Source organism: Lysinibacillus sp. G4S2 (assembly GCF_030348505.1).
Classification (GTDB): Bacteria; Bacillota; Bacilli; order Bacillales_A; family Planococcaceae; genus Lysinibacillus.
In genome coordinates, this window is the sequence record NZ_JAUCFJ010000002.1 from 1,064,293 (window position 1) to 1,077,577 (window position 13,285).

The following is a 13,285-nucleotide window of genomic DNA, read 5'->3' on the forward strand; positions in this document are numbered from 1 at the left end:
CCTCCAAATGCATTTTCAAAAATGAATAAAATTAATCGATTTTCGTTATTTTTGGAAAGCGTAATGCGATAACTTCCTTTTTTATTGTATGTATTTCCTTGCAACACTATTCTATACTAAATTCATCAGAAAGGGGAAATGATATTTGAATATCAAAGGTCTTGCTCATATTGCAATTCAGGCAAAAGATTATCCGGCAACAATCCGGTTTTACATTGAAGCATTGGGATTTAAGCGTGGACATCATTGGAGCCTTCCTTCGTTTCATATCAAGGAAGCTTCGATGCTGATCTCTCCCGATGGCCGAACATGTCTCGAGGTTTTTGATGACGATGCTGTCATTCCAGCACAAGGGAAGAAAGCGCGGTCGGAAGAGGAAGTTGCTTACGGAGCTATGCTTCACCTAGCGTTTTATGTGGAAGATGTCGACAAAGCGTTTCAAACGGCACTTGCTCATGGGGCAAAACCTTATGTGGAAGCAGACAATCTAACTCTCGGAGAGCCTCCTCTTATTATCAGAAACGCTCTAATCCACAGTCCTAATGGAGAGGTTATCGAATTTATTCAGGATGTGGATTTTGATATAGAGTCCCATAGTTCAGTGCAGTAGTTCAATAAGGTAGTGGCATTCTAAGACTTTTTCCTATCCTAGATTGCCACTTAAAGATCATTTAGTTGCATAGGCAGCCCTTTTTTCCTTTATTGAACTCCCATGAAAGAACGTAATCATCTTTCATTTTCTGTGATGTAGCGCTGGTTTTTGCGCTACATGGATGGCTAACAGGTGCAAAGTATATTGCTAGTTTTACGAAGGTCCTTATGTAGTTTTATATCGTCTGTGTGAATGTACTTAAACTCCTGTGAAAGAACTTAATCATCGTGGTGAAGTGCTTTTTTTACGCTTCATGGATGGCTAACGGGGAGCTTTAATTGAAGATTCGCATCCAGAAATAATCAATCTTTATTATCAAAATCAAACTAGATAAATAAAGAACCAACTGTTATGATCAAACTTTGTTTCAAAACAGTTGGTTTCTTTTTGTATAAAATCAGCGTTTGCAACTTACTTTTAATCGAACTTTATTCAAAAGCTACATGCGAAAGCGAAGCGTCAGCAACAACAAATGTTTTATCTGCGCGAAAGCAAAGCGTCAGCTACAAATGTTTTATCTGTGCGAAAGCGAAGCGACAGCAACAAAGCTCCAGTCGGAACGAAAATCAACCAAACGTAATGGTGGTGAGCTGAAATGTTGTTAATTCTAGAATAAAATTGTGAAAAATAGCTAATAAATATGCTGTAGTAGCCATTCCACTTGGGAAATTGACGAAAATTTGTCAGATAATTTAAATCATGTACTTCAGTGAGGCTTACTTGTTTGAAAAACTACGATTACTCTGTTATCGTAGAAGACGAGTTCGCTGGTGCGAATGGAATATATACACTACATATATAATCGGAGGGATTTATAATGGCAGAACGCATGGTAGGTAAACAAGCACCTGACTTTACAATGGAAGCGGTACTTGCAGACAAATCATTTGGTAAAGTATCATTAGAAGACATTAAAGCACAAGACAAATGGACAGTTCTTTTCTTCTATCCAATGGACTTCACTTTCGTATGTCCAACAGAAATCACTGCAATGAGCGATCGTTACGATGAGTTCGAAGACTTAGATGCAGAAGTAATCGGTGTTTCTACTGATACAATCCACACTCACTTAGCATGGATTAACACTGACCGCACTAAAAATGGTCTTGGTGAGTTAAAATACCCATTAGCAGCAGATACAAATCACCAAATTTCAAAAGAATATGGTGTATTAATTGAAGAAGAAGGTATCGCACTACGCGGCTTATTCATCATCAACCCAGAAGGCGAATTAAAATACCAAACTGTATTCGATAACAACATCGGCCGTGATGTAGATGAAACTTTACGTGTACTTCAAGCTTTACAAACTGGTGGTCTTTGCCCAGCAAACTGGCGCCCAGGTCAAGCAACTCTATAATTTAAATAGGGATGCTATGTCGGTTTTGAACAGAATTCAAGGACTGACGTAATTGATCATTCAACAAATAAAGAGTCCCCACAAACTTGCTGTGGGGATTTTTTTAAACTTGATATATATAAAGGAGAATGTTTTATGAAACTTCGTGAACAAATGCCTGAACTTGTAGGCGCAACGACTTGGTTAAATGGTGAAGTAACAAAAGCGGAATTAGTAGGCGAAAAACCTACGTTAATCCACTTCTGGTCGGTTAGTTGCCATTTATGTAAAGAGGCAATGCCAGATGTGAACAATTTCCGTGATCAATACAAAGATGAGTTAAACGTAATCGCAGTGCATATGCCACGCTCTGAGGAAGATACAAATTTAGAAACAATCAAATCGGTAGCAGCAGAGCATGACATCGTACAACCAATCTTTGTTGATAGCGAATTAAAGTTAACAGATGCATTTGAAAACCAATACGTACCAGCGTATTTTGTTTTCGATAAAGATGGTCAGCTTCGTCACATGCAAGCAGGTGGTAGCGGTATGAAAATGCTAGAAAAACGTGTGAATCGCGTTTTAGATGAAATGCGCAACGCAGAATAATAGCAGATTAAGAGGCGGGGAGAAATAATTCCCCGTCTTTTTTATGTGAAAATATAATTTCAGTTACCACAACGGTTGTGTTTTCACCTGAGCGTAGAAGAGTCGAGTGCAAAACGCTATGACCCGAGCGAAAAGGGGTGAAGCCGATCGATTCCAGACGCAATTATGCCGAGGATAATTGATAGATGTCTTTTAGGGACGAATAGTTGCTTGTTTTGACGATACATATAACAGAGAATGCGTTACAATAATGGTATAGTAGTTTTCGGAGGGATTTTTAATGATGAAAAAAGAGTTTGCTGTCATTGGACTTGGACGTTTCGGAGGTAGCATTGTTCGGGAACTAATGAGTCAAGGCGCACAAGTTATGGCGATAGACCATTCCTCAGAGCGGGTGGACGAATTTGCTTCTATTGCCACACAGGCTGTTATCGCAGATTCGACAGATGAATCGGTATTAAATTCATTAGGTATTCGTAATTTTGAGCATGTGATCGTAGCGATTGGTGAAGATATTCAGGCTAGTATTTTGACGACCATCATATTAAAAGAAATCGGTGTTCAACAGATTACTGTAAAGGCTCAGAATGACTACCATGAAAAAGTACTGCGCAAAATTGGTGCAGATTTTGTCGTTCATCCTGAGCGTGATATGGGAATACGTATTGCCAATAATATGCTGTCTAATACAGTGCTTGATTATTTAGAGCTTTCGGATGAACATTCCATTATGGAGATTAAGGCCAATGATACGATTGCAGGTTACTCCGTTATGGACTTAGATATTCGTGCAAAGTACGGCATTAATATTGTAGGCATTAAGCGTGGTTCAGATATAATCGTATCTCCACAGGCAAGTGATAAAATTTTGCTAGGAGATATTATGCTTGTCATTGGGGCGGATGTAGATATCAATCGCTTTGTCAAAAAAGTATTGAATGGGTACTAACAAATGAATAAACGCAGATGGAAATTAGTCATATTTGCTGTAATAATACTTATTGTCGCTTTTACTATGCAGTTTCGTGAAAAAAATGAGGAAGAGGCTATTTCTCGCATTTTAGATCACGCAGCAGAAATTGATGCAATTGAGCTTTTTAAAGGCGAGCAATCTTTATTTAAGTCAACAGGTAAGGATGCAACGATTTATAGTGAAAATAGTCCTCTGAGCCATGTTAAAAAACTAAGCAAAAAAGAAAGAGCTATTTTTGAAGAGAAGCCAGTCTATCATATCGTTTACGAAATTAAGGGTGAGCCGTTATATGAGGTGGATGTTTTAAAGGTAGCTATTAGCTCTGAGCTAAGTAAAGAATTACAACAGATGGTTTTTAATGTTGGAGATCAGCAATATTTAATATATTGGACAAAAAAGAAAAAAGCATTTGAGCAATCAACAAATACGCAACGCTTGCTTGAACAATATGGTAAATAAGAAAGGGTAGTGAAACAGCAACTAAGCTGTCTCACTACCCTTTCTTGCTATTAAAGAAACTAACCAAGGTTATAGTTTTCGTCTAGGCTAAAGCGTTACATTCTCGAGGTCGTTTCGATCCCTCGGGCAAAAGTGGTGGAGCGTTTACTTTGCTTCGGGCTCTCCAGTGCATGTCGGATGTAAACGAGCGCTTTAGCGCATTTGTTCCTAAGATACAATAGTAGTTTTACCTTGAAGTGCACGTTCTTGCATTTCTACGTCAAACTCTTTTTCTGATTTTGATATGACTACACAAGCTACACCGTTACCAATTAAGTTTGTTACGGCACGTGCCTCTGACATGAAGCGGTCAACACCAATTAGTAGCGCAATACCTTCTACTGGAATCATTGGGAAGGCAGCAAGTGTCGCTGCTAATGTGATAAACCCAGATCCTGTAACACCAGCTGCACCTTTAGATGTAATCATTAATATCCCAAGAAGTGTAATGATTTGAATCCATGTCAAGTCCATACCGTATGCTTGTGCAATGAATAATGCAGCCATTGATAGATAGATGGAAGTTCCATCAAGATTGAAAGAATAACCTGTTGGCACTACTAATCCAACTACTTGTTTGGAGCAACCGAAATTTTCTAATTTACGCATCATTGAAGGTAAAGCAGATTCAGATGATGATGTACCGATTACTAAGAAAATTTCCTCTTTAATATAAGCGATGAATTTGAAAATGTTAAAGCCGAAGTATTTTGCAATTGTGCCTAAAACAACGGCTACGAATAAGAACATTGTAATATATACTGCAGCCATTAATAGACCTAAGTTGCTTAACGATTTCAATCCAAAGTTACCAATTGTATAGGCCATTGCACCAAATGCACCGATTGGAGATATTTTCATGACCATACTTACGATTTTGAAGAAAATTTCTGCCACTTGTTCAAAAAATGTAATGACAGGTTTTGCAGGTGCACCAATAGAGGCAGCCGCTAAACCGAATAATATTGCAGAGAATAACACAGGAAGTAATTGTCCTGTTGCAAGTGCACCTACTACGTTTTCAGGAATAATGCTAGAGATGAAAGCTCCTAAGCCTTGCTCAGTCTCAGCAGCAGCAGATGTATATTTTGAAATGTCAGTTTCGGCAGCGCCTGATGTATCTAATCCAGTACCTGGGCTAACGATCATTGCAACAGCAATCCCGATTGCTAAGGCAATAGTAGAGACAATTTCGAAGTACAGCAACGCCTTACCTCCGATTTTCCCAACCTTTTTCATATCACCCATACTACCGATTCCAATTACAACTGTTAAGAAGATAATAGGAGCGATTAACATTTTAATTAACTTGATGAATAAATCCGCTAAAATTTTAAGGCTCGCACCAAACTCAGGGAAGAGTGCTCCGACAATAACCCCTAAAATGATCGCAGCTATAACCTGAACAGTCAAATTTTTCAGTAATTTCATTTTATGCTACCTCTTTTCTAAATTTTCTTTTTGATATCGTTTTCACTAGAATTATCATAGCGAATCCTTTATAAAAAAAGAGATTTAGAAAATAAGAAACATATCGTTCATTAAGTATATTTTCCAATAATTTAAAAGAAATGTAGTGTTCTCAACAATTCAATCTGTTATGGTACTCTAAAACCAATTGATTATTGTTATAATACAAAAATAATAAATGATAGAAAATTCCGTTTTATAGCACTTTTTTGTAATATTGTTCATTAAGTTCATCATTTTCTCTTACTTATGTCAACTAAAAGTGTTGTCAAAAGAATTTTTTGAAGATAATCTTAAAGGCATATCAATCATTAGTAGCGGTATGTATATTAGGCAAATGCAGATTGGAAAGGAAGGAATCTTTAAATGATGAAAATGCCCGTAAACGGCAAAATACTGTTAGTGACATTTTTAATCATTGCATTCTCCTTTTTACTTGGTGGCATTTTTGTACTTGGTAATCTATTAACCGAGCAAGAAAAGGATTTTGGTCAGCGTGCTATGCTCGTTGCGCGGACTGTATCGAATGTGCCAGAGATAAGTATGCATTTAAAAAATGACAATATTAAAGAAGCGGCGAAAAATGTCAATAAAATTGTAGATGGTATTCGTGTTGTTAATAAAGCAGAGTATATTGTTGTGATGAATATGGATCGCATTAAACTATCACACCCAGTCCGTAAAGAAATAGGGAAACGTAGTGAATCACAGGATTTAAATGCTGCCTTTAGTGAGCATTACTATGTATCGAAGGCGCAAGGGGAAGCCGGTGTAATGATTCGAGCTTTTGTTCCTATCATTGATGATAAAAAAGAACAAGTTGGCATAGTTGTTGTAGGATATTCACTGCCAACCTTTAGAGATATATTGCAAAATTATGAGCATGACATCTTTATTACTATTCTCATATCACTTGTTTTTAGTATTTGGGGGGCATACACACTTGGGCGACATATTAAAAAGCAAATGTTTGGGCTCGAACCTCATGAGATTGCAAAGATGTATGTGGAACGAACAGAAACGTTCAATGCTATGCATGAAGGCATTATAGCGGTTGATAAGGAAATGAATATTACAATTTTTAATGAAAAAGCAGCAGATATATTAGGCGTTACTAGAAAGATAGAGGATTGTATCGGTGAAAAGATTTACGATGTTTTGCCGGATACGCGATTGCCTGAAATTGTTGAAACGGCAACCCCTGTATATGATCAAGAGTTATACATCAATCATCATAGTATTTTGAGTAATCGAGTTCCGATTATTGTAAATGGTGAGTTAGTCGGTGCAGTTGCCATGTTTAAAGATTTAACAGCGGTGAAAAAGCTTGCGGAAGAGGTAACAGGTGTTAAAGCTTTTGTTCAAGCACTGCGTGTACAAACGCATGAGCATAAAAATAAACTTCATACGATTGCGGGGCTTCTACAGTTGGGACATACAAAGCAAGCTCTTGAATATGTTACAGCTACTACCGAAAATGAAGCCTCTTTAACGAAGTTTTTGAATGAACGCTTTCATAATGAAAATATTTCAGGATTATTGCTAAGTAAAGTTAGTTATGGCAAGGAATTGGGAATACAAGTGGAAATTGACCGAAAAAGTCATTTTAAACGTTTTCCACCTTTATTAGATCATCACGATTTTGTTGTTTTGTTAGGCAATTTAATTGAAAATGCATTTGAAGCGTTAAACGTTCTTTCCAAGGATGATAAATATGTAGCAATTTCTGTAGATGAGCATGACGGTGTGTTAGCGATTGCTGTTTCTGATAATGGAATCGGAATGTCTGAAGAGGTGCAAGCACGTATGTTTGAAAATGGATTTTCTACGAAGGCAAGTGAGAATCGTGGAATTGGGTTGCATTTAATACATGAAATTGTTAGGAAAGGCAATGGCGATATTGAAGTAGTGAGTGAATTATTGAAAGGGACAAGTTTCTTAATCTTATTTGAGTTAGGAGAAGAATAGATGAATGTAATTAAAGTGTTATTAATCGAAGATGATCCGATGGTACGAGAAGTGAACAGGCAATTTATTGAACAAATCAAAGGATTTTCGCTAATAGGCTATGCTGGCAATGGAATCGAAGGTATTGAGAGAATTAAACAACTAAAACCTGATCTTGTCTTTATGGATATTTTTATGCCTGAGCAAAATGGCATTATTACACTAGGGAAAATACGTGAAGAACATCTTCCGGTTGATGTTATTGCTGTGACCGCAGCTAATGATATGCCAACTGTGCAACGAATTTTACACTTAGGTGTCTATGATTATATTATGAAACCCTTTACGTTTGAACGAATTGAGGAAACTTTAATGAATTATCAAGCGTATAAAAAGAAAATAAGTGACATGCAAGATCTAACACAACATGACGTTGATCATCTAATGCAGCAGCGCATACCTGATCAAATAGTTGTTCCGCCAGTCACTGAGGCAATTATCATTAACGATCTACCAAAGGGTTTTAACCGAGCAACATTAGATAAAGTGCTTGCTTATATTCAAGAAAGCAACGAAGCGGTTTCAGCAGAGGAAGTGTCCACATACATTGGAACAGCCCGTGTAACAGCTCGACGTTACTTAGATTTTTTAGAAAAACAAAATTTATTAAAGGTGGATATACAATATGGAAGTGTGGGACGTCCTATCCATCGATATTATATTTAACTTATTTCGGCGGATGTCACGGAATCGGAATTGGTTGTCTTATAAAGTTGTTTAAAACATCTTTTGTAGGGTAACCTTTTGTTAATTCACCATGAGAATTTTAACATTTGATTCATCACTAATATATGGGATTTAAATACCATTTCGGCTCATCACCAAAAGTAGTGGATGGCATTAGTTAAAACGTATGCTATGTATATAAGTTGATTGGAGTGGAGGCTGGGCGACTCCTTGGGGATCAGCGTCACAGATGAGACCCTGGAGCGAGCAACGCGAGTGAAGCGGCTCATCGGACGCCCCCAGGAAAGCGCCCAGCCGGAACGGAAATCAACCACACGTTTTGGTGATGAACCACCATTTCTACATTGTATAAAAGGCAACAAGTGAATTTTTTATATGTTTTGTCACTTGCTTTGACGATACATATATATCAGAGAATTCGTTACACTAATGGTATGGGATTTTTTTATTTCAGAAAGCTTATGGGGAGTAGGTTTAGTACATGTTTAAAGTTCGAAAAGAGTCTCTATTTAAATTTTTGAAAATTCTTCTTCCAACAGTACTTTTAGCGATTGCTATTTTTGAAATTCAACAAACGGTAAGTGGGATAGATGTTCATTTACTTCAGAAAGAAGTGAATGAATTACAGTTGTGGGAGCTCTTGTTGATTTTTTTCATCACCTTCTGTGCTATTACACCGATGCTTTTTTATGATGTTATTTTAGTGAAAATATTGGGCATCAAAATAAATAACCGCAAATTACTGAACCATTCATTTATCGTGAATACATTCTCAAATCTTATTGGCTTTGGTGGCCTAGTTGGCGTATTTCTGCGTAATTATTTCTATTCAAAATATAAAGAGGACAAGGAAGACTTGTTAAAAAGTATTGCCTCCGTAACACTCTTTTATTTAACAGGGATTTCTCTGTTAGCTTGGATAATGTATATATTCTTTTGGGACTTCCCGTTGCTGAAAGAAGTACGATGGTTATCGATGGCAGTCATAATTGTCAGCTTATATGTTCCGGCTTTTATTGTTATGCGCATTATTCGCTATAGAAAAGCGAATTCTTTAAATCCAAAGGTATCTCTTCAGTTGATGATAACTTCAGTAGCTGAATGGCTTGCGATCTTTTTAGTTATTTGGATATTAACTTTAATTTTGAAGATACCGATAGAATTATCCGCTTTAATTCCAATATTTTTAATTGCTTCCTGTGCGGGAATAGTCAGTATGATTCCTGGTGGAGTTGGCTCATTTGACCTTGTTTTTTTGTGGGGGACTCAAAATTTAGGAATTGCTGATGAAAAAGTGCTTTTTTTATTAATTTTGTACCGGGTTGGCTACTTTGTACTTCCATTTTTAGTTTCCTCAATCTTATTTATAAGAGAATATTGGAATCGTTGGAATCAATCATGGGAAGACTTGCCGAATATTATTTTTCAGAAGCTTAGTCATATGTTGTTAACGGTATTGGTATTTATCTCTGGCATTGTGTTATTACTATCAGCGGCGGTGCCTGGTATTTTAAGTAGACTAAAAATAACTCAGGAATTTTTATCCTCGCCAATCATGAATGTCTCTCATCAATTGACTGTTGCAGCAGGTTTTATTCTCTTAGGATTATGTAGGGGGATTAAATATAAAGTAACAAGGGCATATCAGTTTACCATCATTGTGTTAATTAGTTCCGCACTGTTTTCAATTTTTAAGGGCTTTGACTATGAAGAAGCTATTTTTTTAGTGATTGTCACAGTGCTGTTAATTGCATCAAAAAAACAATTTTACCGTGAAAGTTATGTTTTGACATGGGGGATAGCCTTGTTTGACCTTGCCGTAGTGACAATCATTACAGCGATGTATTTATTGATTGGGTATGTGAACTTACCTACTTCTATAATTCATATTCCGGCTGCTCTACAGGACTATATCATTACAGATTACCGAGATCTATTTCATAGTGCTCTAATGGGTATCCTAATAGCAATTTTCATTTTTTATATAGGTTATTTTATCCGTGCACCTAAAAGAATGGAAATGCTTTTGTCTAGTGAGCAAGAAGATGCAATCAAAAATCATTTGATGACCTATAAAGGGACGGAGTATTCACACTTGATTTTTTTACATGACAAATTTGTACATTGGAATGAAAAAGGTACAGTTTTATTTTCTTATCAAATATTTGCTGATAAGATCGTAGTGCTTGGAGATCCAGTAGGGGATGAATCTGATTTTTTATCTGCTATTCAGGAGTTTTTAGGATTGGCGGATAAGCATAGTTATAGACCTGTCTTTTATGAAATTAACAATAAAATTTTCTCTTCATTACATGAGAATGGGTATAGTTTTTTTAAACTTGGCGAGGAAGCATTTGTAGATTTAGAAAAGTTTACATTTGCCGGTAAGGGAATGAAGGGAAGTCGAGCGATAAAAAATAAATTTGAACGAGAAAATTTTACTGTGGAATTTATAAGCCCTCCGTACTCACAGGAAGTCATGAATGAATTGGAAGAAGTATCAACGAAATGGTTGCAGGGAAGGGCTGAAAAGGGCTTTTCTCTTGGCTTTTTTGATGAACGCTATTTAAGCACTTCCAACATTGCTGTTTTACGTGGAGCAGAAGGAATTATTGGCTTTGCCAGTATCATGCCAATGTACGATAATGGCGAAAGCATCTCAGTAGATCTGATGCGTTTTAAACCGGGAGCGCCATCTGGCACGATGGATTTCATTTTTTTATCACTATTTGAATGGGCAAAAGCAGAAGGCTATCGCGTTTTCAATATAGGGATGTCGCCATTATCAAACGTCGGACAGTCTAGGTTTTCCTTTTTAAGTGAAAAAATTGCAGCACAAATATTTTTACATGGGCACTACCTTTATCATTTTAAAGGATTAAAAAACTTTAAATTAAAATATGCAGATTTTTGGGTGCCAAAGTATGTAGGATATCGAAAGAAATCTTCATTGCCGTTTACAATGGCTCAAATCACGCTATTAATTGGCAAAAAGAGAAAATAAATAGCCAGGAGATCTCACGCTGCTTACTTAGAGAAGAGTGGGAAGCGATTGTAAGGAGTCTGTGCTGCCAACATAATTAAATGCATTGGTCGCCCTACTTAGACGGAAGTATTCGTTTAGCCAATTCAAAAAAAGATGCATTGCAAAATTACTTTGCGATGCATCTTTTTTGATGGGTTTTTATCATCGGAAGAATGGACACCAACGCAGGTAGAACAGTGGACATCGCTGATAAAAGTGTCGGAATCGCTGATAAAACCTCGAACATCGCTGATAAAAGAGCCGGAATCGCTGATAAAACCTCGAACATCGCTGATAAAAGAGCTGGAATCGCTGATAAAACTTCGAACATCGCTGATAAAACCTCAAACACCGCTGATAAAAGTGTTAGGATCGCTGATAAAGCATCGAACATCGGTGATAAAAGTGTTAGGATCGCTGATAAAACCTCAAACATCGCTGATAAAAGTGTGGGAATCGCTGATAAAAGGGCTAGAATCGCTGATAAAACCCCGAACATCGCTGATAAAAGGGCTAGAATCGCTGATAAAACCCCGAACATCGCTGATAAAAGGGCTAGAATCGCTGATAAAACCCCGAACACCGCTGATAAAAGTGTCAGAATCGCTGATAAAACCCCGAACATCGCTGATAAAAGGGCTAGAATCGCTGATAAAACCCCGAACATCGCTGATAAAAGGGCTAGAATCGCTGATAAAACCCCGAACATCGCTGATAAAAGTGTCAGAATCGCTGATAAAACCTCAAACATCGCTGATAAAAGTGTCGGAATCGCTGATAAAACCTCGAACATCGCTGATAAAAGGACGAGAATCGCTGATAAAACCTCGAACATCGCTGATAAAAGTGTCAGAATCGCTGATAAAACCTCAAACATCGCTGATACACGGAAATCAACCCCACGTTTTGATAAAGAGTCTAAAAATTGTAAATTTATATTTGATTTACCATTGTAGCTTTGCAATAATAGAGAAAATTTTAATTCTAGATATAAGATTACTAGTAAAAATTGAAACTTATTAAGGGGAGGGAGCTAGTTTGCGTATTCCGAATAAATTAACAGTAGGCGATGAGATACGCGTTATCGCACCTAGTCGTAGCGCAGCAATCATAACAGAGGAAGGCGTTGATCAAACAAAGAAAAAACTTGAAGAGTTAGGCTTTACTGTATCATATGGGCGTCATATTTTTGAATGTGATCTTCAACATTCATCATCAATTGAGCATCGAGTTTCTGATATTCATGATGCCTTCCGTGATGATAATGTGAAGGCTGTATTAACAGTCATTGGTGGTTTTAACTGTAATGAGATATTACCCTATTTAGATTACGACATGAGAGCAAATAACCCAAAAATACTTTGTGGTTTCAGTGATATCACCGCTTTAGCAACCGCTATTACGAAAAAATGTGGATTTATTACGTATTCGGGGCCACATTTTTCTAGCTTTCTTATGGAACAAGCACAAGACTATCAGTTATCCTATTTTCAAAAATGCTTAATGGGAAATAAGCCATATACGATTAAAGCATCAAGCATTTGGAGTGATGATGCATGGTATTTAGATCAACAAAATCGGCATTTTGAAGCGGCTAGCTGGAAGGTATACTCTGATGGAGAAGCAAGTGGACAATTATTTGGTGGGAATTTATGTACATTAAATCTACTTCAAGGTACACCATATATGCCTGATTTATCGGATAGTATTTTATTTGTAGAGGATGATGAACTAGTTACTCCAGAAATATTTGCCCGTGATTTTACCTCATTATTACAAGCTACTACTAATATTAAAGGTATTGCGATAGGGCGTTTTCAAAGAGCTTCTAAAATGACAGAGCAGCAACTACATTTTATTTTAGATAAACACCAAAGTTTAAGGGAAATCCCGATTATTTATGATGTGGACTTTGGACATACACAGCCAATTTTTACGTTTCCTATCGGTGGAGAAATTCAAATGAACACGAAAGATTTCATCATACATGTTACTAAATTTTAGAAAGAAAGGAGTCAATAA

At 36.9% G+C, this 13,285-nt stretch carries 13 protein-coding genes; 11 read left to right on the forward strand and 2 right to left on the reverse strand.

The window, feature by feature from the left end; genetic code table 11:
• Positions 1-145: 145 nt before the first annotated feature.
• From QUF91_RS05380 to QUF91_RS05405, 6 genes are all read left to right on the forward strand, one after another.
• Positions 146-610: a VOC family protein gene (locus QUF91_RS05380; protein WP_285397468.1), complete on the forward strand. Its 465-nt coding sequence runs from the start codon at positions 146-148 to the stop codon at positions 608-610.
• A 429-nt stretch (positions 611-1,039) separates the two neighbouring features.
• Positions 1,040-1,246 (forward strand): hypothetical protein, encoded by a 207-nt coding sequence (locus QUF91_RS05385; protein WP_289417089.1) that lies wholly within the window; start codon positions 1,040-1,042, stop codon positions 1,244-1,246.
• A 223-nt stretch (positions 1,247-1,469) separates the two neighbouring features.
• Complete coding sequence (locus QUF91_RS05390) at positions 1,470-2,012, forward strand: peroxiredoxin (RefSeq protein ID WP_285397472.1); 543 nt, start codon at positions 1,470-1,472, stop codon at positions 2,010-2,012.
• A gap of 135 nt (positions 2,013-2,147) precedes the next feature.
• A complete protein-coding gene (locus QUF91_RS05395) occupies positions 2,148-2,603 on the forward strand; it encodes a TlpA family protein disulfide reductase (protein WP_285397477.1) in 456 nt (151 codons plus the stop codon).
• 283 nt (positions 2,604-2,886) lie between these two features.
• Positions 2,887-3,552, forward strand: a complete 666-nt coding sequence (locus QUF91_RS05400; protein WP_285397478.1) for a potassium channel family protein — start codon at positions 2,887-2,889, stop codon at positions 3,550-3,552.
• Between the two features lie 3 nt (positions 3,553-3,555).
• Entirely contained in the window at positions 3,556-4,035 is a 480-nt protein-coding gene (locus tag QUF91_RS05405; RefSeq protein ID WP_289417090.1) for a hypothetical protein, read from the forward strand.
• Positions 4,036-4,242: 207 nt separating this feature from the next.
• Here QUF91_RS05405 and QUF91_RS05410 read toward each other — a convergent pair whose 3' ends face one another.
• Positions 4,243-5,505 (reverse strand): dicarboxylate/amino acid:cation symporter, encoded by a 1,263-nt coding sequence (locus QUF91_RS05410; protein WP_289417091.1) that lies wholly within the window; start codon positions 5,503-5,505, stop codon positions 4,243-4,245.
• Positions 5,506-5,910: 405 nt separating this feature from the next.
• Between QUF91_RS05410 and QUF91_RS05415 the strand changes: the two genes are divergently transcribed.
• The 4 genes from QUF91_RS05415 (at position 5,911) to mprF (ending at position 11,242) form a co-directional block, all read left to right on the forward strand.
• A complete protein-coding gene (locus QUF91_RS05415; RefSeq protein WP_289417092.1) occupies positions 5,911-7,512 on the forward strand; it encodes an ATP-binding protein in 1,602 nt (533 codons plus the stop codon).
• A complete protein-coding gene (locus QUF91_RS05420; protein WP_285397476.1) occupies positions 7,513-8,217 on the forward strand; it encodes a response regulator in 705 nt (234 codons plus the stop codon).
• 231 nt (positions 8,218-8,448) lie between these two features.
• Complete coding sequence (locus QUF91_RS05425) at positions 8,449-8,604, forward strand: hypothetical protein (protein ID WP_289417093.1); 156 nt, start codon at positions 8,449-8,451, stop codon at positions 8,602-8,604.
• Between the two features lie 115 nt (positions 8,605-8,719).
• A complete protein-coding gene (gene mprF, locus QUF91_RS05430) occupies positions 8,720-11,242 on the forward strand; it encodes a bifunctional lysylphosphatidylglycerol flippase/synthetase MprF (protein ID WP_289417094.1) in 2,523 nt (840 codons plus the stop codon).
• A 148-nt stretch (positions 11,243-11,390) separates the two neighbouring features.
• Here mprF and QUF91_RS05435 read toward each other — a convergent pair whose 3' ends face one another.
• Entirely contained in the window at positions 11,391-12,227 is an 837-nt protein-coding gene (locus tag QUF91_RS05435) for a phage tail family protein (protein WP_289417095.1), read from the reverse strand.
• 74 nt (positions 12,228-12,301) lie between these two features.
• Here QUF91_RS05435 and QUF91_RS05440 point away from each other — a divergent pair, with 74 nt between their 5' ends.
• Positions 12,302-13,267, forward strand: coding sequence for a S66 family peptidase (locus QUF91_RS05440; protein WP_289417096.1), 966 nt, complete (start codon positions 12,302-12,304; stop codon positions 13,265-13,267).
• Positions 13,268-13,285: the final 18 nt, after the last annotated feature.